The sequence below is a fragment of the Pseudomonas sp. 2822-17 genome (assembly GCF_002742485.1).
GTDB lineage: Bacteria > Pseudomonadota > Gammaproteobacteria > Pseudomonadales > Pseudomonadaceae > Aquipseudomonas > Aquipseudomonas cyclaminis.
The window spans coordinates 338,018-361,959 of record NZ_LJRZ01000500.1; the positions used below are offsets into that span (position 1 = coordinate 338,018).

Genomic DNA, 23,942 nt, shown 5'->3' on the forward strand with positions numbered 1-23,942 from the left:
AGAAGTCGAATTACGGCGCTTTGGCCACAGCGGCGGGTGGCGTCCAGATCACGTCCTTGATGCTCAAGGGCTTGGGGATCAATTTGAGTTGGTAGAAGGTATCGGCGATTTTCTGCTGGGCGGCGACCACCTCAGGAGTCAGAAACAGCGCGCCGTAGCCTTGGCGTTTCACCGAGGTCAGGGTGATGTCCGCCGGCAGGCCAAGCAGGGGCGCAACTTGTTCAGTCACTTCCTGTGGGTTGGCCTTGGACCATTCGCCCACGGCACGCACTTCTTCAATCAGCGCCTTGACCACTTCAGGGTGCTGCTCGGCGTAGGGTTTGGTCGCCAGGTAGAACTGATGGTTGTCGGCGATGCCGCTGCCGTCGCGCAGGGTGCGGGCTTGCAGTTGTTTCTCGGCGGCAGCCTGGTATGGGTCCCAGATCACCCAGGCATCTACGCTGCCACGTTCGAATGCGGCGCGGGCATCGGCGGGCGGCAGGAACACCGTCTGCACGTCGGTGTATTTGAGGCCGGCGTCTTCCAGTGCACGCACCAGCAGGTAGTGCACGTTGGAGCCTTTGTTGAGCACGATTTTCTTGCCCTTGAGCTCGGCCACCGATTTGATCGTCGAGTCTTTCGGCACCAGGATCGCTTCACTGGTCGGCGCTGGCGGCTCGTAGGCCACGTAGAGCAGATCGGCACCTGCCGCCTGGGCGAACACCGGTGGGGTTTCGCCGGTAACGCCGAAGTCGATGGAGCCGACGTTCAGGCCCTCAAGCAATTGCGGGCCGCCCGGAAACTCGGTCCATTGCACCTGCACGCCTTGGGCGGCCAGGCGTTTTTCCAGGGTGCCCTTGGCCTTGAGCAGCACCAGAGTGCCGTACTTCTGATAACCGATCCGCAGGGTCTCGGCGGCTTGAGCTTGAACAATGGCGCCGAAGGACACAGCCGCAGCAAACAGTGCGACCAGACCACGACGCAAGATGACAGTGCGCATGGCGCTCTCTCCAAATATGCGATTAGGGTTTTGGCTGCACCTGCTTGGCCGTTGGCGGCTGAGTAAGGTGAGTGTTTCTTAAAGGGGTAAGGCTCAGATGCTCCAGCGAGCAGCCAACAAACGGTCATTCAACACATGGGGGTCCAGCGGTTTCGGGCGACGGGCCATGGCGCTGTAGAGCTGCTCCAGCGACTCATGCAAACGGTGTTCGAGCACAGGCACCAGTTGCGCCTGAGCGCTGCCTTCGGCGTAGGCGATCTGGCTGTCTTCGGCAAAAATGCCGTGGAGCAATTCCTGGGCTTTCAACGCCGACAGCACCGGTTTGAGCGCGTAGTCCACGGCCAGCATATGGGCGATGCTGCCACCGGTGGCCATCGGCAACACGATCTTGTGGGCCAGGGCGCGTTCAGGCAGCAGGTCGAGCACGGTTTTCAATGCACCCGAGAACGACGCCTTGTACACCGGCGTGGCGATCACCAGGCCATCCGCATTAGCCACCTGTTGCAGCAGGTCGATGACCTTGGGGCTGTCGAAGCGCGCATGCAGCAAGTCTTCGGCCGGGAAGTCCCGTATCTGGTAACTCACCACTTCAACGCCTTTGTCTTGCAACCATTGACGGGTTTTTTCCAGCAAGACCCCGGAGCGGGAACGCTGGCTGGGACTGCCTCCAAGTGTTACGACCAACATGCAGGAATTCCTTGAGCTAGTGCCGGCGGTTCGCTGTGTGGCGATGGCGCCAATATGTGACAGACCTTATCAGCAGATTTATATATCTATAAATCTTATTTTTTCATTTGTTTATTCTTTAAATGCATATGCGAGTTATAAACCGCCAGGCGAAAAAAAAGGCCGTCGAAACGGCCTGAAAACCCCTGCTGTGATTCACTTTCGAAGGTGTTGCATTGACCGACACCATCGGGGGCAAGCCCCCTCCCACAGGAGAACGCGGTCAACTGTGGGAGGGGGCTTGCCCCCGATGGCTATATCCGCTTCAACGATTGGGTTGCGGGGTGAGCCGCAGGTACGGCTTCACAGCGCGATAGCCCTTGGGAAAGCGCTTCTTGATCTCTTCCTCATCCTTGAGCGACGGCACAATCACCACTTCATCACCGTCCTGCCAGTTGGCGGGGGTGGCGACCTTGTGGTTGTCGGTCAGCTGCAGCGAGTCGATGACCCGCAGGATTTCGTGGAAGTTACGCCCGGTGCTGGCCGGGTATGTGATGGTCAGGCGAATCTTTTTGTTCGGGTCGATCACGAACAAGGAGCGCACGGTGAGGGTGTCACTGGCGTTCGGGTGGATCAGGTCGTAGAGGTCCGAGACCTTGCGGTCGGCGTCGGCCAGGATCGGGAAGTTGACGATAGTGTTCTGGGTTTCGTTGATGTCTTCGATCCACTTGTGGTGCGAATCCACCGGGTCGACCGACAGGGCGATGGCCTTGACGCCGCGCTGGGCGAACTCGTCCTTGAGCTTGGCGGTAAAACCCAGCTCGGTGGTGCACACCGGGGTGAAGTCCGCCGGGTGGGAAAACAACACACCCCAGCTATCGCCCAACCATTCGTGGAAACGAATCTTGCCGGCGCTGGAATCCTGTTCGAAGTCGGGGGCGATATCGCCCAGTCTTAGGCTCATGGTGTGGCTCCTGGTGAGTGCTTATGGAGCCCACTGTGCATGGATTGTGGATGATTTAAAAAGAATAAATATCGATTTATCTAGACGATATAGGAATATTAAAAAAGGGTTCATTGGACGCGGCAAAGAGTGAGGCGCACCATCGGCTCCAAGGTTCGAGAAGGCCTTGAGACGCTGTACAAAGAGGGGTTCAGGAAGGGCTTGCGGGGGTTTAGCCCGACTTGAAAGCAAGACACCTTGCCCGGCGTTGCGCCGGGCAAGGTTTTTACAGTCTTACAACAGTGGCAGCGAGTAGCTGACGATCAGGCGGTTTTCGTCCTGATTACGCTGGCCAGCGATGTCGTTGCGCCACATGGCGTTTTTCCACGCCACACCAACGTTCTTGAACGTGCCTTCCGGTACAACGTAGGCAACAGTGATGTCACGTTCCCACTCGTTCGCGCCATTGGAGTTCACAGTCGGTTGCGGCCTTGTAGCGCCGACGGCACCGCGGGTATCGATGTCGTCGCCACGCAGGTAGACCACACCAGCGGTCAAACCAGGTACGCCAACCTTGGCGAAATCGTAAGCGTAGCGAACCTGCCAGGTACGCTCACCGGCACGGGCGAACTTGGAGATCTGCGAGTCAGTGGTCAGGTAAGCAGACGAACCGTCGCCCTGGTTCAGCCATGGGAAGTCGCTGTCGCCGTTGCTGACCTGGTAACCGCCACCGAAGGTGTGCCCTGCCACCGAGTACAGGAACAAGCCGCTGTACAAGTTGTTGTCGACTTTACCTTTGACGATGTTATTGCCTGCGGCGTTAGTGCCGTAGTCACCAGTGGTGAAGTAGTTGGCGTCGTTGCTGTTGTTACCATCAGCACGGCTGTTGAAGTAGCGCAAGTCGGTCTTCAACACGCCAGGACCGATCGCCCAGTTGTGCAGCAGACCCAGGAAGTGCTGTTTGTAGAACTGATCCAGATTGCCATAGTAGTACTGGGCAGTCAGATCTTTGGTGATTTTGTAGTCACCACCGGCATAGTAGAACTTGTTGCTGTCGCGACCGCTGGCGGTACGACCGTTGGCACCTGCGATGGACAGGTTTTCAACGTTGCTGGAGTTACGACCCTTGGCCTTTTCAATCTGACCGGCAACGAGTGTCAGGTCCTTGATGTCGCCAGAAGTGATCTGGCCACCTTGGAAGGTCTGAGGCAGCAGGCGACCGTCGTTGGTCACGATGACCGGTAGCTTAGGTTGCAGGGTACCGAGCTTCAGTTCTGTCTGGGAGATCTTGGCTTTGGCAGTCAGGCCCAGGCTGGAATAGTTATCAACGGCTTCGCCGTTGGACTTGCTCGGGAAAACCGTGCCGCCGTACGAACCGTAGTTGGTAGCGGTCTTGGCGCTGGCGCCGTTGGTGCCGCCGCCCGAATCCAGACGCACGCCCAGCAGGCCGATGGCGTCAAGACCGAAGCCCACGGTGCCTTGGGTGTAACCGGAGATGAAGCGCAGGTCGAAAGCTTGGCCCCACTCTTCCGACTTGTTCTGCGCGCCGGCCGCTTTGGTAGCGCCATCACGGTTATCAGTATTGATATAGAAGTTACGCAGCCCCAGTGTGGCCTTGCTGTCTTCGATAAAACCGGCAGCGCCTGCTTGCTGGGCGATCGCGCCCAAAGCTACAGCCAAAGCCAAGGTGGACTTATTCATGTACCGCTCCTCTCATTTCTAATTTTTGTATTTCTTCGGTCTCGGGTCTGACGCCCTCGATCCACAGATGCGCGATTACCACCGGATAGTGACTGACAAGTCAATCGTAACCTTGTGTGTCTACTACCTTCGTCTAATCGCAGTTGATTTGGTCCCTGCAGGGTAATGAGTTTTTCATACACCCAAAAAGAATTATTTCATTCTTTTTCATACGATCCAGGAATAAGCCTTTGCATGATTCGGACAGGTCAGGGTAGACCAGCCGCTCCATAAGCTAATTCCTAAAGGGTATTTGTTAGCGCTTTTTTAGATCGATTAGTGTGATCGCCCTGTTGCATACGTCACCCACGATCAAAAAGGCGACGCCATCATGGCCAAACGCATATCCTCCCGTCAATTTGTTACAGTTTTTGTGTCACTAATAATTTCTTGTGCTGTCCAAGCCGCCGATTTGACCATCGGCAACCTCGGTTCCAGCCCGCTGGCAGCAGCTGCCTCGCGCAATCTCCCCATTGTCGCGTTCATCGTATCGGCGCAAATCAATATATTCGGCCTTCGTGACCGACAAATTCGCCAAGGAATAAATGCGCTCAAACATGTGGGAGGGGGCTTGCCCCCGATGGCGGTGTATCAGTCGCTCATTAGGTGACTGACACTCCCTCATCGGGGACAAGCCCCCTCCCACATTTGGATCCTCAGCGCGTTGAAGATCAGGCTTACAGCGCCTTTTCGAAGATCTTCGAATTACGCTGGTAGTTGTACAGCGACGCCCGCGCCGACGGCAGCCGGTCGACGGTGCTTGGTACAAAACCACGCTCACGGAACCAGTGAGCGGTACGGGTGGTGAGGACGAACAAGGTTTTCAAGCCTTGGGCCCGGGCACGCGTTTCAATGCGTTCGAGCAACTCATCACCACGCCCGCCATGGCGATACTCCGGGTTCACCGCCAGGCACGCCAACTCACCCGCATCCGAATCGGCAATCTGATACAGCGCCGCACAGGCGATGATCATGCCTTCGCGCTCGACCACGCTGAACTGCTCGATCTCACGCTCCAGCACTTCCCGCGAACGGCGTACCAGGATGCCTTGTTCTTCCAGCGGGCTGATCAGGTCGAGCAAACCACCGACGTCTTCAATCGCCGCCTCGCGCACCAGTTCGAATTGCTCCTGGGCCACCAAGGTGCCGCCGCCATCGCGGGTAAACAGCTCGGTGAGCAGCGCGCCATCTTCGGCGTAGCTGACGATATGGCTGCGCCCTACCCCGCCCCGGCAAGCCTCGGCCGCCGCGTCAAGCAACTCGGCCTGGTAGTTGCTGCTACCCAGGCGTTGCAGGTGAGCCGGCACTTGTTGCGGACGCAGTTCGCGCACCAACCGGCCATTTTCATCGATCAGGCCCAGGTCGGCGCCGAACAGCAGCAGTTTGTCGGCACCCAGGTCGATGGCGGCGCGGGTGGCGACGTCTTCGCAGGCCAGGTTGAAGATCTCACCGGTGGGCGAGTAACCCAATGGCGATAGCAGCACGATGGATCGCTCGTCCAGCAAGCGGTTGATGCCCTTGCGGTCGACCCGACGCACTTCGCCGGTGTGGTGGTAATCCACGCCTTCGAGCACGCCGATCGGACGCGCCGTGACGAGGTTGCCGCTGGCCACCCGCAGGCGCGAACCCTGCATCGGCGATGAGGCCATGTCCATCGACAAGCGCGCTTCAATAGCGATACGCAAGTGGCCGACCGCGTCAATCACACACTCCAGCGTCGGCGCGTCGGTGATGCGCATGCCTTCGTGATAAGCCGGGACCAGGCCACGTGCTTCAAGGCGCGCTTCGATTTGTGGGCGCGAGCCATGAACCAGCACTAGCCGCACGCCCAGGCTGTGGAGCAGCACCAGGTCGTGGACGATATTGCCGAAGTTGGGATGGTCCACACCGTCGCCAGGCAGCATGACTACAAAGGTGCAGTCGCGGTGGGCGTTGATGTAGGGCGAAGCGTGACGAAGCCAATTGACGTATTCGGGCATAACACCTGGGCCTGTAATAAAAAGCAGCCAAAAAAGGAAGGATCGTGAAAACGCACAGCGGGCTGATGGTTATCGTCGGAACAGGCTTGGCGACACGCTCGCTCTCCTTCTATGTACGAACAGGCAGGGGTTAATTTATGCAGGTTTCAGGCAGTAATGTTCGATCAGTTCCCGCAATAGACGCACTGTAGGCGTCAAGCGTGACATTTCGAGGTATTCGCCCGGCTGGTGGGCGCAGGCGATATCGCCGGGGCCGAGCACCAGGGTTTCACAACCAAGGCGCTGAAGATAAGGCGCTTCGGTGCCGAACGCCACTGCTTCGGCAAGATGACCGGTCAATCGTTGCGCAACCCGCACCAGCTCGGCATCTTCCGGTTGTTCAAACGGCGGCACTTCGGGGAACAGCGGCGCGTAGTCAATCTTCACCTGATGCCGTTCGGCCAGGGGTTCGAGCTTCTGCCGGATGGCGGCGCGCAACACCTCGGGATCCATACCCGGCAAGGGCCGCAGGTCAAACTCCAGGGAGCACTGGCCGCAAATGCGGTTGGGGTTGTCGCCGCCGTGGATACAACCGAAGTTCATGGTCGGTTGCGGCACGCTGAACTGCGGGTTGCGGTACTCGCGCTGCCAGAGCAGACGCAGGCCACGCAGTTCGCCGATGGCATCGTGCATGGCTTCAAGGGCGCTGTGGCCCAGGCTGGGGTCCGACGAATGGCCACTACGCCCAAGAATGTCGATGCGCTCCATCATCACGCCTTTGTGCAGACGGATCGGCTTGAGCCCCGTGGGCTCGCCGATCACCGCCGCACGGCCCAGCGGGCGCCCCGCTTCGGCCAGCGCACGGGCACCGGACATGGAGCTTTCTTCATCGCAGGTGGCGAGGATCAGCAACGGTTGCTTGAAGGGTTGGTCCAGCAACGGCAACACCGCCTCGATGGCCAGGGCGAAAAAGCCCTTCATGTCACAACTGCCCAATCCTACCCAGCGGCCGTCGACTTCCGTCAGTTTGAGCGGATCGGTTTTCCACAGCGCGGCGTCATAAGGGACCGTGTCGCTATGACCGGCCAGCACCAGCCCACCAGGGCCACTGCCGAAGCTGGCCAGCAAGTTGAACTTGCCGGGGCTGACTTGCTGGATGTCGATGGCAAAACCCAGGTCTCCCAGCCAACTGGCGAGCAAATCGATCACCGGGCGGTTGGTCTGGTCGAGAGACGCTTGGGTGCAACTGACCGAGGGCGCGGCAATCAAGGCGGCGAACTGCTCTTTCATGGACGGTAACGGCATGCGCGGTCTCTCAACTTCCCGGATGAGCCCCACTATAGAGCCATCTGCACGACACAATAAACCGTTGCGGCACGTTGCCGGGCTCAGTCCTGTACACTGCACGACCTTGGCAGCCACACTTTTCCCCGGCTGCGCTCCCGATCCTGGATTTTCCGGCCATGCAGAAAGAAACCGAAATCAAGCTCCGCGTCAGCCGCGAAACACTCGCCGCGCTGCGTGAGCACCCGTTACTGAAAAAACGCAACAAAAGTGGCTGGGAACGCCGTGAGTTGATGAACCAATACTTCGACACCCCCGAGCGCGACCTGGCCCAGGCCAAAGTCGCCCTGCGCCTGCGCAAGGACGGTGACGAGATTATCCAGACCCTCAAGACCCGTGGTCAGAGCATCGCCGGCTTGTCGGAGCGCAACGAGTACAACTGGGACCTGCCCAAAGCCAAGCTCGACGTGAAGAAGCTCGACGGCGAATGCTGGCCCGAGCAACTGTCCGAGCTGGACAAAAAGACCCTCAAGCCGATCTTCACCACCGACTTCGTGCGTGAACGCGCCGAAATCGCCTGGGGTCGCGGCAAGGCCAAAGTTGTGATCGAAGCCGCCCTGGACCTGGGCCACGTGGTGGTCGGCAAGCAGAAAGAAGAAATCTGCGAGCTGGAACTGGAACTGCGCGAAGGCGAACCGGCGGCCCTGCTGGAGCTGGCCGCCGAGCTGGCCGCGACCCTGGCCCTGATGCCCTGCGATATCAGCAAGGCCGAGCGCGGCTACCGTCTTTATGACGCCAGCAGCTACTCCCTGAGCCTGCCGGCGCCGCAGATCCACGCCGAAATGCCGCTGGACGATGCCTTCGCCGCGATCATGTGGCACCTGCTGGGCAGCAGCCAGCGCCTGGCTGAGCAATACCGTTTCAATGGCCACTGGCGCCTGCTGCAAGACTGGGTCGACAACCTCGGCGAACTGCGCGCCCTGATCGGCAGCCTCGGCCAGGCCGCACCGCGTCAATCCACCAGCGAACTGCGCAGCGTACTCGATGCGTTGCTGGAAGACTGGCGCCCGCTGGTCCAGGCCGGTGACGACGATGAAGACATCCGCAAAGCTGCGCCGGAGCAGTTCGTCGAAGAATTGGACGACGTGCGCTGGGGCCTGTTCTCACTGAACCTGTCGCGCTGGCTGCTGGCTCGCACCTGGACTGCCGATCGCAACGTGCGTGGCAACCGCCAGGGCGCTGCGCAAATCACCAACTGGCTGCCGCGCCTGCTGGCCGAGGACGCCGTCGCCCTGCAACTGCCACGCTACCAGCAGCAGCCGGAAGACCTGGCCGAGCAACTGCCGCGTATCGAACGCATCCAGGCGTGGCTGCACCATGCACGCCAGGTGGTGGACATTCCGGAGCTGGACCGCTTGTACGGCGAGCTGAACAAGTTGGCGCAACTGGCCAACCAGCCGATTACCGATGAGTCGCTGGATGCGCGGATGCACCAGGCAATTGCGGTGTATCAGAACCGGGCCTGGAAGACCCTGCTGCGTCTGTAAGATCGCTATCGCGGCAAGCCCGCTCCCACGATGGAGTGCATTCTCCTGTGGGAGCCGGGCTTGCCCGCGATGAGGCCTTCCCTGTCAGCGCAATACTGGCAGGCTGGTGGTGGACTTGATCTCCGACAACGCCACAATCGAGTTGACCTCCTGAATCCCCGGCACCATCGACAACTTCTCAAAGAAAAACCGCTCGTACGCCTCGATGTCCGACGTCACGATGCGCAGCAGAAAATCCACCGCCCCCATCAGCACATAACACTCCAATACTTCTGGAAAGCCGCGAATCGCGTCGGTGAACTCAGTGAAGTTGGATCGGCCGTGGGCGTTGAGTTTGACCTCGGCAAAAATCTGCGTGTTGAGGCCAATCTTCTTGCGATCCAACAGCGTCACCTGGCCGCGGATAACGCCCTCCTCCTTGAGCCGCTGAATACGCCGCCAGCATGGCGACTGGGACAATCCCACCTGTTCGGCGATCTGTGCGCTGGAGAGCGAAGCGTCCTCTTGCAACAGGGCCAGGATGCGACGGTCGTAGACGTCCAACTCGCTGTGCATAAAAATACCTTTCACTTTCGTAATATTGAATTGATCTATTCGATTTTGCGCATATAAAGCCAATCTTAGATAAGAAATCTCCGTTGGCGAATGTAAAAATTCCTCCAGTCGAATCTGGAGAGTCAGCATGCACGCCGTTGAAACCACTCACCCTGCTGCCCGCGTCGATGCGTGGGCTGTCACCAGCGCTCATTGCGAGGCGCATTACCAGATCGTCGCCGAGGCGGAGCCCGATGTGTTGTGCCGGGTACTCAACTACTTTGCGCTGCAATTTCTGACCCCTCGGCACGTCAGCGTGAACCGGGAAGACGACCTGCTGAGCATCGATATCGTGATCGATGGCTTGAGCTGGCATCGGGCCCAGGTCATCGGTGAAAAGATTCGAAACCTGATCAGCGTGTGCGCGCTGGACCTGTGGCCGGCTGATTGCGTGGGGCCTGCGGCGATGGTTGCAGCCGCTCAGTAAAGACCTGCAACACACGCTGGGAGGAGGAAATCCAGGGGCTGGCTAGCCTGAAATTTCATCCAAGGCTACCCAGGATTCCCTACATGGCTGTTGATCAGCGATTGGAACTGCATGCGTTGCTGCCGGACTTGGTAGCGAACGGTTTGATAACCCCCGACACCGCGCAGCGGTTATCGGCGATGCCGGCCAGCGACACCCAGCACCCGTTAGAGTGCATCTCTGCCCATGGGCCGTCCCTGGAAACCCTGACCCAATGGCTGGCCCGGCATGTCGGGCAACCTTACCTGCGTATCGACCCGCTGAAGATCGATGTCGCAACGGTGGTGCCGCTGATGTCCCACGCGTTCGCCCAGCGCCACGCCATTCTGGCCGTGGCTGTGGATAAGCACACCGTCACCGTCGCCAGTGCCCAGCCCCACGTCAGCAGTTGGGAGTCCGGGCTGGCGCAAGTGCTCAAGCGGTCGATCCAGCGCGTGGTTGCCAACCCCCAGGACATTCAGCGGTGTATCAGCGAGTTTTACCGGTTGGCGAAGTCCGTCAGCGGTGCGGATCAAAAGGTCGCAGTGCCTGGGAATTTCGAGTTGCTCAACCTGGGCGCCAGCGAACAGGAGCCGGACGCCAATGACGCGCATATCGTCAATATCGTCGACTGGCTGTTGCAATACGCCTTCGCCCAAAGGGCCAGTGATATTCATATCGAGCCTGGCAGTGAGCAGGGCCGGGTGCGTTTTCGCATTGATGGGCTGCTGCACGACGTCTACCAATTTCCACCCCAGGTGACGATGGCAGTGGTCAGCCGCCTGAAAAGCCTGGGCCGGATGAACGTGGCAGAAAAGCGCAAACCCCAGGACGGCCGGGTCAAAACCAAAAGCCCGGCCGGTGCGGAAGTTGAGTTGCGTCTGTCGACGTTGCCGACGGCCTTCGGCGAAAAACTGGTGATGCGGATTTTCGACCCCCAAGTGCTGCTCAAGGATTTTGACCGGCTGGGTTTGTCCACCGAGGACCAGCAGCGCTGGCACGCCATGACGAGCCAGAGCAACGGCATCATCCTGGTCACCGGCCCTACCGGCTCAGGCAAAACCAGCACCCTTTACACCACGCTCAAGCAACTGGCGACACGGGAACTCAACCTGTGCACGGTGGAAGACCCGATCGAGATGGTCGAGCCGGCGTTCAACCAGATGCAGGTGCAGCACAACATCGACCTGACCTTCGCCAGCGGTATCCGCGCCCTGCTGCGCCAGGACCCGGACATCATCATGATCGGCGAGATTCGCGACCAGGAAACCGCAGAAATGGCGATCCAGGCCGCGCTTACCGGGCACTTGGTGCTATCGACGCTGCACACCAACGATGCGCCCAGCGCTATCAGCCGCTTGCAGGAGCTGGGTATCGCTCATTATTTGATCAAGGCCACCCTGTTGGGCGTCATGGCGCAGCGCTTGGTGCGAGTGCTGTGTCCTCATTGCAAGCACTCGACGGGCGATGTCCACGAGGCCATTGGGTGTGGGGAATGCCGCAACAGCGGGTATCGGGGACGCGCAGGGGTCTACGAAGTCATGGTATTGGATGAGTCGATCAAGGCACTGATCACTCCCGGCGCCGACGTGCAGACCCTGCGCCGGGCAGCTGTTGCGCAGGGCATGCGCAGCCTGCGCATGGCCGGAGTGAGCAAGGCGCAAGCGGGGCTGACCACAATGGCCGAAGTGTTGCGAGTAACGCCTGGGGACTCGGTAACAAATCCTTTGATTACAGCTCGCTGAAAGCGTTCTTATCGGTGACAACCCCGTTACAATCGGCCGAACGCCGTTTAACTGACACCATCAGATAGGGAATCGCTATGCAGATCGGAACCGTACTGCTTCTTTTCGTAGGTTTGGCCGCCGCCATATTATTCATGGGCTTCAAGGTGGTACCTCAGGGCTACCAATGGACGGTCGAGCGTTTCGGCCGTTATACCAACACCCTCAAGCCCGGCCTGAACATCATCATCCCGGTCATGGACCGCATCGGTCGCAAGATCAACGTGATGGAAAGCGTGCTGGATATTCCACCCCAGGAAGTCATCACCGCCGACAACGCCACCGTGCAGATCGACGCTGTGTGCTTCTTCCAGGTGGTCAATACCGCCCAGGCCGCCTACGAGGTCAACAACCTCGAACACGCCATCCGCAACCTGCTGCAAACCAATATCCGTACCGTCCTGGGCTCCATGGAGCTGGATGCCATGCTCAGCCAGCGTGACGGCATCAACGAAAAACTGCTGCGAACCGTGGATGAAGCCACTGCTCCGTGGGGCATCAAGATCACCCGTATCGAGATCAAGGACATCAGCCCGCCCGCCGACCTGATGGCTGCCATGTCCGGACAGATGAAAGCCGAGCGGATCAAACGTGCACAAATCCTTGAGGCCGAGGGCCTGCGGGCGTCGGCGATCCTGACTGCCGAAGGCAAGAAGCAGGCACAGATTCTTGAAGCTGAAGGTGGACGCCAAGCCGCGTTCCTGGAGTCTGAAGCCCGTGAGCGTCAAGCAGAGGCTGAGGCCCGTGCGACACAGGTTGTTTCCGAGGCCATCGCTACCGGTAACGTGCAGGCCATCAACTACTTCGTTGCGCAAAAATACATCGACGCCCTCGGCAAACTGGCCTCGGCCAATAACAGCAAGGTCATCCTGATGCCGCTTGAAGCCAGCCAAGTGATCGGCGCGGTCGGCGGCATCGGCGAGATCGTCAAGGCCACATTCGATAACAAGAAAGGCTGAGGCACTCGCCATGTGGGATTTCCTGCAGCACCTTTCATTCTGGGATTGGCTGGCGCTGGGTACAGTGCTGTTGATTCTTGAGGTATTCGGCGCCGGTGGTTACCTGCTGTGGATGGGTATCGCAGCGGCTGCGGTGGGCGTGATCAAGTTCCTGGTGCCACCACTGGGGCTGGAGTGGCAACTGCTGCTGTTCGCCGTATTGTCGATATTGACGGCGGTGTACTGGTGGAAACGCCAGCGCAGCAGCGCCAAGGCCAGCGACCAACCAGGGCTCAACGAGCGCGGCTCGGAGCTGGTCGGCCGCGTATTCGTGGTGCATGAGGCGATCGTGGGCGGTCGGGGCAAGGTAAGGATCGGTGATGGTGTATGGATGGTGACCGGGCCTGACAGCCCTGTGGGCGCTCAAGTCCGGGTGGTTGGCCTGGATGGCGTGATTTTGAAGGTAGAAACTGTTTAGTCAGTGATGGAACTCGGTTGGGCTAACTACAATCAAACGGTACAGATCACCCACCCGGAGTCACTCATCATGCGTCTCAAATATGCTGTCGCTACCCTCGCTGTGCTTTCCCTTCCTGTCGGTTCAGCCATGGCCGACAGTTTCTGGCGCAATGTCATCTCGTCGGGCGCCACCACCGGCTCGACGTACCTGACCTTCAAGGACCACAAACTGGTCGTTGCCGCACAAGACGACGCCGGCAGCTTTGTTGCCAGCGATGGCGGCATCCGCGGCCCGTACCTGGAAGCCGCCATGCAGAAAGTCCGCGCCGACAACCCTGGCCTGCAGGCCACGGATATGGAGCTGGCTAACGCTATCCTCGCTAAAAACGCTGTCACCGAGTGATATCCACACTCTGAAAAATGCCGCTTTCGAAGCGGCATTTTTTTTGCCCGCTGCATGACGATTCATTCACAGGCGACAGGCTATATTCAGTCAGGCCGTGCAACCATGCCGGTACTGATACCTCCTGTACTCATCGCCAACCTGAAACGGATGCCTTCGTCGTTATGAGCCAACTGCCCTTTCTGCCGTTCTCCAAACCCACCATTGATGAAGCCACCATTTCGGCGGTGGGCGATGTATTGCGTTCGGGCTGGATCACCAGCGGGCCAAAAGTGCAGGCGTTCGAGGCGCAACTGTCGGAATACTTTGGCGGGCGCCCCGTGCGCACCTTCAACTCGGGCACCTGCACCATGGAGATTGCCTTGCGCATCGCGGGTATAGGGCCAGGGGATGAAGTCATCACCACACCGATCTCCTGGGTGGCGACTGCCAACGTGATTTTGGAAGTGGGGGCCACGCCGGTGTTCGCCGATATCGACCCCATCACCCGCAATATCGACCTGGGCCAGGTTGAAGCCGCGATCACCCCGCGCACCAAGGCCATCATCCCCGTGTACCTGGCCGGGCTGCCGTTGGATATGCCGATGCTGTACGCGCTGGCCAAAAAGTACAACCTGCGCATCGTCGAAGACGCCGCCCAGGCGCTGGGCTCCAGCTGGGACGGCGAGCGCATCGGCGCCACCGGGGACTTCGTGTCGTTCAGCTTCCAGGCCAACAAGAACATCACCTCGTCCGAGGGCGGTTGCCTGGTGTTGAATAATGCCGAAGAAGCACGCCTGGCAGAAAAATACCGCCTGCAGGGCGTCACCCGTACCGGCTTCGACGGCTTGGATGTGGATGTACTGGGCGGCAAGTTCAATATGACCGATATCGCTGCGGCCATCGGCCTGGGGCAGTTTGCCAATATTGAGAAGATCACTGCCCACCGCCAAAACCTGGCGCGGCACTACTTCAAGTGTTTCGGCAGTGACTTTGAAGAGCAATACGGCGCACAACTGCCACCCGCCGACTTCGAAAACAGCAATTGGCACCTGTTCCAACTGGTATTGCCGGAGCGTCAGGACGGCCAGCCGGCCCGCGCAACCTTCATGGAGCGGATGCAGGCTCATGGTGTCGGCATTGGCTATCACTACCCACCGATTCACCTGCTGAGCCTGTATCGGGCGCAGGGTTTCAAGGAAGGCATGTTCCCGGTGGCGGAGAAAGTCGGGCGTTTGATCGTGTCGCTGCCGATGTTTACGGCAATGACAGAGGCAGATGTGGAGCGGTCGGTGGCGGCAGTCAAGACAGTTCTGAAAGCGAACTAGGCACTCACCAATCAATGCGGGAGGGGCTTGGCCCCTCCCGCATGGGTCTTGCCTTACTCGCCGATGGCTTTTGCGTAGCCGGCGGCATCCAGCAGTTTATCCAGATCAGCCTTGTCGTTTGGCTTGAGCTTGAAGATCCAGGCGCCGTAAGGGTCGGAGTTCAGCAGCTCAGGGCTGCCACCCAGCGCTTCGTTGACCGCAATCACTTCACCGGCAATCGGAGAGTAGATATCCGAAGCGGCCTTCACCGACTCAACCACGCCTGCCTGGCCTTGAGCCTCGAACGTGGCGCCGACTTCGGCCAGCTCAACAAACACCACATCCCCCAACGCTTCCTGGGCATGGTCGGAGATCCCGACGGTCACGGTGCCGTCAGCTTCCAGACGGGCCCATTCATGACTTTCGGCAAAACGCAGGTCCGCAGGGATATCGCTCATAGTCTGTGTCCTCAGAAGTAGTGTCAGCGGCCATCGGCCTGCCGGAAATAGTTAGATCAAGGTTTTGCCATGGCGCACGAAGGTCGGTTTGACCACTCGAACCGGGTACCACTTGCCGCGGATTTCCACTTCGGCCCGATCGGCCGTCGCCGTCGGTACACGCGCCAAGGCAATGGATTTGCTCAGCGTAGGGGAGAAACTACCACTGGTGATCTCTCCTTCGCCAACATTGGCGATACGAACCACCTGGTGAGCGCGTAAAACTCCGCGTTCTTCCAGCACCAGCCCCACCAGTTTGAACTGCACACCTTCAGCCAACTCGGCCTCCAGCGCCGCACGGCCGATGAAATCACGCCCGGCCGGTTCCCAGGCGATGCTCCAGGCCATGTTGGCCGCCAGGGGTGAAACGTCCTGGTGGATATCCTGGCCGTACAGGTTCATACCGGCTTCCAGACGCAGGGTATCCCGTGCGCCGAGGCCGATAGGCGAGATACCGGCCCCTACCAGATCGTTGAAAAATCCCGGTGCCTGATCGGCAGGCAGGACAATCTCCAGACCGTCTTCGCCGGTATAACCCGTGCGGGCAATAAACCAATCGCCGTCGGCCTGGCCTTCAAAAGGCTTGAGCTGGTGAATCAGGGTGCTGCGGGACTGGGTAACCAACTCGGCAATCTTCTGCCGGGCATGGGGGCCTTGAATGGCTAGCATGGCCAACTCGGGCCGCTCGGCCAATTGCACTTGATGGCTGCCCACTTGCGCCTGCATCCAGGCCATGTCCTGGTCACGGGTGGCGGCGTTGACCACCAGTCGGTACCCGGCTTCAATGCGATAGACGATCATGTCGTCCACCACGCCACCCTGCTCGTTGAGCATGGCGCTGTACAACGCACGGCCACAGCCATGCAATCGTTCGACATCATTGGCCAGCAGGTACTGGAGCCATTCCTTGGCCTGGGGGCCGGTGACGTCGATCACGGTCATATGAGATACATCGAACACCCCGCAGTCGCGTCGCACCTGATGGTGTTCTTCAACTTGCGAGCCGTAATGCAAAGGCATATCCCAACCGCCAAAATCGACCATTTTCGCGCCGAGGGCGAGATGCAGGTCATACAGAGGCGTACGCTGTCCCATGGGTTTCTCCTTCCGGGCTTGGCGAAGGTGCGCAGCGTTGCTATTCGTGCTGAAGACCTTGAATTACAAGGGCTTCAGCCACGTACAGCGACCCGATCCGAAAGGCGGAGCGCACCGAATGCCGCGCATTGTAGCCTCAAGCCGTAGGACTGACACCTAGCCGATTGGTCGGGCGGAGCGTCGGATCAACCCGATCACTGGCAACAGGCCCACCAGCACCAATGTCAATGCCGGCAGCGAAGCCCGTGCCCACTCGCCTTCGCTGGTCATTTCAAAGATCCGTACCGCCAGGGTGTCCCAGCCGAACGGGCGCATCAGCAGAGTCGCGGGCATTTCCTTGAGCACATCCACAAACACCAGCAGCGCGGCACTCAGGGTGCCGGGCAGCAACAGCGGCAGATACACTTTGCAAAACAGTCGCGGCCCACTCACCCCCAAACTACGCGCCGCTTCCGGCAATGAAGGCCGGATCCGCGCCAGGCTGTTTTCCAGCGGCCCATAGGCCACCGCCAGAAAACGCACCAGATACGCCAACACCAGCGCAGACAGGCTGCCCAGCAGCAACGGCTTGCCGGCAAGCGGGACTACCAGTTCCCGGTCCAGATAGCTGAACGCCAGCATGATGGACACCGCCAGCACCGAACCCGGCAACGCATAGCCAACATTGGCCAGGCTGATACCGGAGCGAATCACCCGAGTTGGCGCCAGACGGTTGGCGAAAGCCAACACCAACGCCACGCTGACCGTGATCAGTGCCGCAATGCCTCCGAGATAAAGCGTATGGACGATCAGGCCCGAATAACGCTCATCCAGGTCGAACCGGCCGCGCTGCCAGAACCAGACGATCAACTGCAGCACCGGAATGACAAAGGCACACGCAAACACCAGCCCGCACCACGCGCTGGCGGCAGCGGCCTTAAACCCGCGCAAGTGGTATAGCGCCTTGCTCCGAGGCCGCTCATTACCGGAACGACTCGCGCCACGGGCGCGCCGCTCGCCGTACAGCACCAGCATCACCACCAGCAGCAACAGACTGGCCAGTTGGGCTGCGCTGGAAAGACTGAAAAAGCCGTACCAGGTTTTATAGATCGCAGTGGTGAATGTATCGAAGTTGAACACCGAAACCGCACCGAAATCCGCCAGGGTTTCCATCAGCGCCAGAGCCACACCCGCGCCAATCGCCGGCCGCGCCATCGGCAGTGCCACGCGCCAGAACGCTTGCCACGGTGATTGCCCAAGTACACGCGCCGCTTCCATCAAGCCTTTGCCCTGAGCCAGGAACGCCGTGCGCGCCAGCAAGTAGACGTAAGGGTAGAACACCAGCACCAACACGATGATCACGCCACTCGTGGAGCGCACGCGAGGCAGGCGCAGGCCTGTGCCAAACCATTCCCGCAACAGGGTCTGCACGGGGCCTGCGAAATCCAGCAGGCCGACAAACACGAACGCCAGCACATAGGCGGGAATGGCAAACGGCAGCATCAGCGCCCAGTCGAGCCAGCGCCGTCCGGGGAATTCGCAAAGGCTGGTAAGCCAGGCGAGGCTGACGCCCAGCAGGGTTACGCCGACGCCGACGCCCAGTACCAGCGTCAGGGTATTGCCCAGCAGGCGGGGCATCTGGGTTTCCCAGAGGTGGGACCAGATCTGCTGGTCGATGCTTTGCCAGGACAGCAACAGCACGCTCAGCGGCAGCAGCACCAAAGCGGCGACGCTGAAGACCGGCAGGTACCAGCGGCGTTGGGCGGGGTGGGCCAAAGGTCAGCTCTCGTCAGATGAATAACTTGAAAACAGCACATGCCAATGTGGGAGGGGGCTTGCCCCGATAGCGGTGGACCAGTCAATGATGAGTAGACTGACACTTCGCCATCGGGGGCAAGCCCCCTCCCACATTTTGATCTACGGCGTCCTACAAATTGTACTTAGTTCCAACCGGCGCGATCCATCAGGCGAATGGCTTCTGCCTGACGCTTGCCCGCCACTTCCACCGGCAAGGTGTCGGCCACGAACTTGCCCCAGGCAGCGACTTCAGCCGACGGCGGCACTGCCGGGTTGGCCGGGAATTCCTGGTTCACATCGGCAAAGATCTTCTGTGCTTCAGGCGTGGTCATCCACTCCACCAGTGCCTTGGCGGCTTCCGGGTGCGGCGCGTGCTTGGTCAAGCCAATGCCCGACAGGTTCACATGCACGCCACGGTCGCCCTGGTTCGGCCAGAACAGCTTCACCGCCAGGTCCGGCTTCTGCTTGTGCAGGCGGCCGTAGTAGTAGGTGTTGACGACGCCCACGTCGCACTGGCCGGCATTAATGGCTTCCAGCACCGCGATATCATCGGAGAACACGTCGGTAGACAGGTTATTCACCCAGCCCTTGACGATTTCTTCGGTCTTGGCCGCGCCGTGGGTTTCGATCAGGGTTGCGGTCAGCGACTGGTTGTAGACCTTTTTCGCCGTGCGCAGGCACAGGCGGCCTTCCCACTGCTTGTCGGCCAAGGCTTCGTACGTGGTCAAGTCGCCCGGTTTTACCCGGTCAGTGGAATAGGCGATGGTCCGCGCACGCAGGCTCAAGCCGGTCCAGGCGTGAGTGGACGAGCGGTATTGCAAAGGAATGTTCTTGTCGATCACCTTGGAGGTGAAGGGTTGCAGGATGCCCATTTGCTCGGCCTGCCAGAGGTTGCCGGCATCCACGGTGAGCAACAGGTCGGCGGTGGCGTTTTCGCCCTCGGCCTTGATGCGCTGCATCAGCGGGGCTTCCTTGTCGGTGATGAACTTGACCTGGACGCCGGTCTTTTGGGTGTAGGCGTCGAACACCGGCTTGATCAGTTCGTCGATGCGCGAGGAGTAGACCACCACTTCGTCGGCTGCCTGCACGGTGGTGCTGCCGATCAGGGTGAGTGCCAGGGCAGTCAGGAGGCGCTTGGGTGCCAACATGGGTGCGGTCTCTCATTTGCAAAGTGAGCGCAAATGATAGGGACTGGCATTTGGTAACGCTCGGCGGAGGCGTTACCAGATGTTGCATGGCTGGAATTTGAGTTGGGCTGGACGGCCTCATCGGGGGCAAGTCGAGTCGTCGCACCGCCCCTCCCACAGGTGGGCGTATTTCAATTCAAGGTTTTGGCGAGGTCTGGGAGGTCGCCGGTCAGGCCGAGGGCTTGGCGCACGAACACTGCCTTGGCTTCGGGCATCTGGTCGACCAACTTCAAACCGGCATTGCGCAGCCAGCGCAGTGGCAGCTGGTCGGCCTGGAACAAACGCTCAAACCCTTCCATCGCGGCCATCAGCGCCAGGTTGTGGGGCATGCGCCGACGCTCGTAACGGCTCAGCACTTTCACATCCGCCAGACGCTCACCGCGTTCAGTCGACGACAACAACACGTCGGCCAGCACCGCCGCATCCAGGAAACCCAGGTTTACGCCCTGCCCGGCCAGCGGATGGATCACGTGGGCTGCATCGCCGATCAACGCCAGGCCTTCGGCCACGTAGCGCTTGGCGTGACGTTGACGCAACGGCACGCAAACCCGTGGATCGGCGCTGACCACCGTGCCCAGGCGTCCTTCAAACGCGCGCTCCAGTTCACGGCAGAAGCTTTCATCATCCAACGTCATCAGGCGTTCGGATTCAGTCGGCGTGGTCGACCAGACGATCGAACACCAGTCCTCCTGCCCATCGCGCACCAGCGGCAAGAACGCCAGCGGGCCGGTATCGGTAAAGCGTTGCCAGGCCGTGCGCTGGTGCGGCTGGCTGCTGCGCACGCTGGTGACGATGGCGTTGTGCAGGTAATCCCATTCACGGGTGGCGGTGCCGGTCAGGCGACGCACCGCAGAGTTGGCACCGTCGGCGGCCACCACCAGCGGCGCACGCAAGGTGCGGCCATCGGCCAGGGTCAGCAGCCAGTCATCGCCGGAGCGGCGCATCTGCTCCAGGCGCGCATTGGCCAGCAGGCCCAGGTCGCAGTCGTGCAGGCGATCAAGCAAGGCATCCTGCACCACGCGGTTTTCGACGATGTGCCCGAGCACTTCGGCGTGCACGCTGGCGGCCGAAAAGTGGATCTGCCCGGTGCCGCTGCCGTCCCACACTTGCATCTCGCCGTAAGGGCTGGCGCGGCGCGACACAATGCCGTCCCACACGCCCAGGCGCTCAAGGATGCGCTGGCTGGCGGCCGACAAGGCGCTCACGCGGGGTTCAAAGGCCGCGTCACGGTCGAACGGCTTGACGCTCAGCGGGCTGCCATCGAGCAGCAGCACTTGCAGGCCACTGCCCTGCAACGCCAGCGCCAAGGCGCTTCCGACCATTCCGGCCCCGACAATCAGCACATCTGCGCGCATGTCCATGCTTTAAGCCTGTCTCGCTGGCGGCTTGCGCCGCACGTAAAGGGTTTTGTCGACCCGCGCCACCAGGGTGCCGGAGCCGTCATGAATCTCGACCTTGAGGTGAGGCAGGTATTTCTCGCCGCCAGCGGTCTGTCGACGCACCTCATCCAGCAAGGCCTCGTCGATGAAAAATTCGGCATACACCGGGCCTTTGCCCGGCGAAATGAAGTCGATGCTCGCGGCCTTGTCCCAGACGATGTAATTGCGGCCCAGGTTCTCCATCAACATCAGCATGTAGAACGGGTCGACCATCGAATACAGGCTACCGCCGAACTGCGTGCCGACGTAATTACGGTTGTACCAGCCCAGGCCCATGCGCACTTTGACGTGGCGAAAATCCGCGCTCATGTGCTGCACGCTGACGCCAGCGCCCAGGTATGGCGGATACAGGGTCATGACCCAACGCAGCAAGCGTGCCTTGCCCAGCCGCGCCACCAGCCACTTACGCATCGGGACGCGTGCCCAGGCCCATGGCCTGACGGGCGAACCAGCGCTTGGCCGGCGGCAACAGATCCAGGCCCAGCAGGCCCATGTTGCGGCCCAGCGCCACCAACGGTTGTGCACTGCCAAACAGGCGCGTGACCTGATCGGAGAATCCCACGGTCAGCTTCTGGTCCATACGCTGGCGCTCGCGGTAGGCCTGCAAGGTCGCCAGGTCGCCCGGCACCGCAGGTCCGGCCAGCAAGGCCTCGGCCAAGGCGCTCGCATCGCGCAGGGACAGGTTGAAGCCCTGCCCGGCAATCGGGTGCAGGCTGTGGGCGGCGTTGCCGAGGATCGCCAGGTGGGAACGCACCTGTTCTTCGGCTTCCACCAGGGTCAGCGGATACAGATGGCGTGCGCCAACCTGCTTCAAGGTGCCCAGGCGATAGCCAAACACGCCCTGCAACTCACTCAGGAAACTGCGCTCGTCGAGTGCCGCCAGGCGCTGGGCGTCCATGCCGATGCGGGTCCAGACCAGCGCGCAGCGGTTGTCCGGCAGCGGCAGCAAGGCCATCGGGCCATCGTCGGTGAAGCGCTCGAAGGCTTCGCCGTTGTGGGCTTCGCTGGGCGTGATGTTGGCGATGAGCGCGCTCTGGTTATACGGACGGGTCTTCACGCCGATGCCCAATTGCTCGCGCAACCCGGAACGGCCGCCATCGGCGAGCACGGCGAGGTCGCATTCCAACACGGTTTCATCGTTGAGGATCAGGCGATAGCCGTCGGGCAGCGGTTCCATGCGCGTGACTTCCGCCGGGCAGCGCCAGCTGACCACGTCTTTGTCCAGGCCTTGCCACAGGCATTGGCCGAGCCAGGCGTTTTCCACCACATAGCCGAGGGCCGGCACGCCCTCTTCCATGGCGGACAAGCGTGCAGTAGAGAACCGCCCACGGTCAGACACGTGGATCTGCTTGATCGGCTCGGCGCGGCGGGAGATGTCCTGCCAGATGCCCAACCGCTGATAAATCTGCCGCGCGCCAAACGACAGCGCCGACGACCGCGCATCGTAGCTTGGCTGGTAGCTGTCGCCCGGTGCGAAAGGTTCGATCAGCACGATCTTCCAGCCCCGCGCCTTGGCCCCGGCCTGCAACGCCAGCGCCAGGCTGGCGCCCACCAGACCACCGCCGATAATGGCCAGGTTGACCCGGCTCATCGGGCGGCCGCCATCAACGCTTCGATCTCGGCGACGGTCTTGGGCACGCCGCCGGTCAGGATTTCACAGCCTTGCTTGGTCACTACCACGTCGTCCTCGATGCGCACGCCAATGCCACGCCATTTCTTCGCCACGGTCTGGTTGTCCGGCGAAATATAGATCCCCGGCTCCACGGTCAACGCCATGCCGACTTCCAGCACCCGCCATTCACCGCCCACCTTGTACTCGCCCACATCATGCACATCCATGCCCAGCCAGTGGCCGGCACGGTGCATATAGAAAGGCTTGTAGGCTTCGCTGGCGATCAGTTCACCAACCTCACCTTGCAGCAATCCCAGCTTCACCAGCCCGGCGGTGATGACCTGCACGGTGGCCTCATGGGCCTGGTTCCAGTGTTTGTTCGGCGCGATCTCGGCAAAGGCGGCTTCCTGGGAGGCCAGCACAATCTCGTAGATCGCTTTTTGCTCGGGTGAAAACCTGCCGTTGACCGGCCAGGTGCGGGTGATGTCGCTGGCGTAGCAATCGATCTCGCAACCGGCGTCGATCAATACCAGGTCGCCGTCCTTGAGCAGCGCGTCATTCTGCTGGTAATGCAGGATGCAGCTGTTGCGCCCGGCGGCGACGATGGAGCCGTAGGCGGGCATTTTCGCGCCGCCTTTGCGGAACTCGTAATCCAGCTCGGCTTCAAGGCTGAACTCATGCAAACCGGCGCGGCTGGCCTGCATCGCCTTGACGTGGGCGGCGCAGGAAATCCGCGCAGCCTCGCGCATCACCTTCACTTCTGCCGCCGATTTATACAGGCGCATGTCGTGGAGCAGATGATCCAGGGCAACAAATTCGTTCGGCGGCTGGGCGCCCAGGTGCGCTTTAGAGCGGATCACGTTGATCCACTCCATCACGTGCCGGTCGAACTCAGCATTGCTGCCCATCGCTGAATAGACCCGGTCGCGGCCTTCGATCAGGCCGGGCAGGATGTCGTCGATATCGGTGATGGGAAACGCATCGTCAGCGCCAAATTCGCGAATTGCGCCTTCGGTGCCGGCGCGCAGGCCGTCCCACAGTTCGCGCTCGGCGTTGCGTTCGCGGCAGAACAGCACGTATTCGCCATGCTGGCGACCGGGCATCAGCACGATCACCGCTTCCGGTTCGGGGAAGCCGCTCAGGTACTGAAAGTCGCTGTCCTGGCGGTAGACGTGCTCGACATCACGGTTGCGGATGGCCACGGCGGCGGCCGGCAGGATCGCAATGCTGTTGGGTTCCATCTGCGCCATGAGCGCCTTGCGGCGGCGGGTGTATTCCGCTTTGGGGATATGGATCATGGGCAGATGGAC

22 protein-coding genes and 1 pseudogene are annotated in these 23,942 nt (G+C 60.5%); 8 read left to right on the top strand and 15 right to left on the bottom strand.

Annotated features, from left to right (window positions below; all coding sequences use genetic code 11):
- Positions 1-10: 10 nt before the first annotated feature.
- From AOA60_RS20030 to AOA60_RS20045, 4 genes are all read right to left on the bottom strand, one after another.
- Positions 11-979: a sulfonate ABC transporter substrate-binding protein gene (locus AOA60_RS20030; RefSeq protein ID WP_099585915.1), complete on the bottom strand. Its 969-nt coding sequence runs from the start codon at positions 977-979 to the stop codon at positions 11-13.
- A gap of 93 nt (positions 980-1,072) precedes the next feature.
- Positions 1,073-1,666, bottom strand: a complete 594-nt coding sequence (gene ssuE, locus AOA60_RS20035) for an NADPH-dependent FMN reductase (RefSeq protein WP_099585916.1) — start codon at positions 1,664-1,666, stop codon at positions 1,073-1,075.
- Between the two features lie 304 nt (positions 1,667-1,970).
- Positions 1,971-2,609 carry a peroxiredoxin gene (locus AOA60_RS20040; RefSeq protein WP_016978988.1) on the bottom strand — a complete coding sequence of 213 codons (639 nt, stop codon included), beginning with the start codon at positions 2,607-2,609 and terminating at the stop codon, positions 1,971-1,973.
- Positions 2,610-2,882: 273 nt separating this feature from the next.
- A complete protein-coding gene (locus AOA60_RS20045; protein WP_099585917.1) occupies positions 2,883-4,289 on the bottom strand; it encodes an OprD family porin in 1,407 nt (468 codons plus the stop codon).
- A 370-nt stretch (positions 4,290-4,659) separates the two neighbouring features.
- Here AOA60_RS20045 and tauA point away from each other — a divergent pair.
- Positions 4,660-4,833: pseudogene (tauA, locus tag AOA60_RS20050) on the top strand (taurine ABC transporter substrate-binding protein); the annotation flags it as partial.
- A gap of 172 nt (positions 4,834-5,005) precedes the next feature.
- Here the strand turns inward: tauA and argA are convergent.
- Both argA and argE read right to left on the bottom strand, forming a co-directional pair.
- A complete protein-coding gene (gene argA, locus AOA60_RS20055; RefSeq protein ID WP_099585918.1) occupies positions 5,006-6,307 on the bottom strand; it encodes an amino-acid N-acetyltransferase in 1,302 nt (433 codons plus the stop codon).
- A gap of 135 nt (positions 6,308-6,442) precedes the next feature.
- The gene (gene argE, locus AOA60_RS20060) at positions 6,443-7,591 is read right to left on the bottom strand and encodes an acetylornithine deacetylase (RefSeq protein ID WP_099585919.1); all 1,149 of its coding nucleotides are present in this window, start codon (positions 7,589-7,591) and stop codon (positions 6,443-6,445) included.
- Positions 7,592-7,749: 158 nt separating this feature from the next.
- Here argE and AOA60_RS20065 point away from each other — a divergent pair, with 158 nt between their 5' ends.
- Positions 7,750-9,117, top strand: a complete 1,368-nt coding sequence (locus AOA60_RS20065) for an inorganic triphosphatase (protein ID WP_099585920.1) — start codon at positions 7,750-7,752, stop codon at positions 9,115-9,117.
- Positions 9,118-9,201: 84 nt separating this feature from the next.
- Here AOA60_RS20065 and AOA60_RS20070 read toward each other — a convergent pair whose 3' ends face one another.
- Positions 9,202-9,672: an Lrp/AsnC family transcriptional regulator gene (locus tag AOA60_RS20070; protein WP_033897555.1), complete on the bottom strand. Its 471-nt coding sequence runs from the start codon at positions 9,670-9,672 to the stop codon at positions 9,202-9,204.
- A gap of 127 nt (positions 9,673-9,799) precedes the next feature.
- Here AOA60_RS20070 and AOA60_RS20075 point away from each other — a divergent pair, with 127 nt between their 5' ends.
- The 6 genes from AOA60_RS20075 to AOA60_RS20100 all read left to right on the top strand — a co-directional run bounded on the left by AOA60_RS20075 (position 9,800) and on the right by AOA60_RS20100 (position 15,047).
- On the top strand, positions 9,800-10,138 hold the full coding sequence (locus AOA60_RS20075) for a hypothetical protein (RefSeq protein ID WP_099585921.1): 339 nt from the start codon (positions 9,800-9,802) through the stop codon (positions 10,136-10,138).
- A gap of 83 nt (positions 10,139-10,221) precedes the next feature.
- Positions 10,222-11,901: a GspE/PulE family protein gene (locus tag AOA60_RS20080; protein ID WP_099585922.1), complete on the top strand. Its 1,680-nt coding sequence runs from the start codon at positions 10,222-10,224 to the stop codon at positions 11,899-11,901.
- A gap of 77 nt (positions 11,902-11,978) precedes the next feature.
- Positions 11,979-12,899, top strand: coding sequence for an SPFH domain-containing protein (locus AOA60_RS20085; protein WP_032884271.1), 921 nt, complete (start codon positions 11,979-11,981; stop codon positions 12,897-12,899).
- A 10-nt stretch (positions 12,900-12,909) separates the two neighbouring features.
- Positions 12,910-13,356 carry an NfeD family protein gene (locus tag AOA60_RS20090; RefSeq protein WP_099585923.1) on the top strand — a complete coding sequence of 149 codons (447 nt, stop codon included), beginning with the start codon at positions 12,910-12,912 and terminating at the stop codon, positions 13,354-13,356.
- Between the two features lie 69 nt (positions 13,357-13,425).
- The gene (locus AOA60_RS20095) at positions 13,426-13,740 is read left to right on the top strand and encodes a DUF2388 domain-containing protein (RefSeq protein ID WP_003176799.1); all 315 of its coding nucleotides are present in this window, start codon (positions 13,426-13,428) and stop codon (positions 13,738-13,740) included.
- Between the two features lie 164 nt (positions 13,741-13,904).
- Positions 13,905-15,047, top strand: coding sequence for a DegT/DnrJ/EryC1/StrS aminotransferase family protein (locus AOA60_RS20100; RefSeq protein ID WP_099585924.1), 1,143 nt, complete (start codon positions 13,905-13,907; stop codon positions 15,045-15,047).
- 53 nt (positions 15,048-15,100) lie between these two features.
- On the opposite strand, the gene gcvH is transcribed toward AOA60_RS20100, so the two are convergent.
- The 8 genes from gcvH to pepP all read right to left on the bottom strand — a co-directional run bounded on the left by gcvH (position 15,101) and on the right by pepP (position 23,930).
- On the bottom strand, positions 15,101-15,484 hold the full coding sequence (gene gcvH / locus AOA60_RS20105) for a glycine cleavage system protein GcvH (protein ID WP_099585925.1): 384 nt from the start codon (positions 15,482-15,484) through the stop codon (positions 15,101-15,103).
- A gap of 51 nt (positions 15,485-15,535) precedes the next feature.
- Positions 15,536-16,618, bottom strand: coding sequence for a glycine cleavage system aminomethyltransferase GcvT (gene gcvT / locus AOA60_RS20110; RefSeq protein ID WP_099585926.1), 1,083 nt, complete (start codon positions 16,616-16,618; stop codon positions 15,536-15,538).
- Positions 16,619-16,774: 156 nt separating this feature from the next.
- Positions 16,775-18,373 (bottom strand): iron ABC transporter permease, encoded by a 1,599-nt coding sequence (locus AOA60_RS20115; RefSeq protein WP_099585927.1) that lies wholly within the window; start codon positions 18,371-18,373, stop codon positions 16,775-16,777.
- Between the two features lie 164 nt (positions 18,374-18,537).
- The gene (locus AOA60_RS20120; protein ID WP_099585928.1) at positions 18,538-19,542 is read right to left on the bottom strand and encodes an extracellular solute-binding protein; all 1,005 of its coding nucleotides are present in this window, start codon (positions 19,540-19,542) and stop codon (positions 18,538-18,540) included.
- A gap of 170 nt (positions 19,543-19,712) precedes the next feature.
- The gene (locus tag AOA60_RS20125; RefSeq protein WP_178075389.1) at positions 19,713-20,936 is read right to left on the bottom strand and encodes a 2-octaprenyl-3-methyl-6-methoxy-1,4-benzoquinol hydroxylase; all 1,224 of its coding nucleotides are present in this window, start codon (positions 20,934-20,936) and stop codon (positions 19,713-19,715) included.
- A 9-nt stretch (positions 20,937-20,945) separates the two neighbouring features.
- Positions 20,946-21,431 carry a DUF4442 domain-containing protein gene (locus tag AOA60_RS20130; RefSeq protein WP_099585930.1) on the bottom strand — a complete coding sequence of 162 codons (486 nt, stop codon included), beginning with the start codon at positions 21,429-21,431 and terminating at the stop codon, positions 20,946-20,948.
- Entirely contained in the window at positions 21,424-22,611 is a 1,188-nt protein-coding gene (ubiH, locus tag AOA60_RS20135) for a 2-octaprenyl-6-methoxyphenyl hydroxylase (protein WP_099585931.1), read from the bottom strand. Before ubiH ends, AOA60_RS20130 begins: the two co-directional genes overlap by 8 nt.
- Positions 22,608-23,930 (bottom strand): Xaa-Pro aminopeptidase, encoded by a 1,323-nt coding sequence (gene pepP / locus AOA60_RS20140; protein WP_099585932.1) that lies wholly within the window; start codon positions 23,928-23,930, stop codon positions 22,608-22,610. The genes ubiH and pepP overlap by 4 nt, the downstream gene beginning before the upstream one ends.
- Positions 23,931-23,942 lie beyond the last annotated feature (12 nt).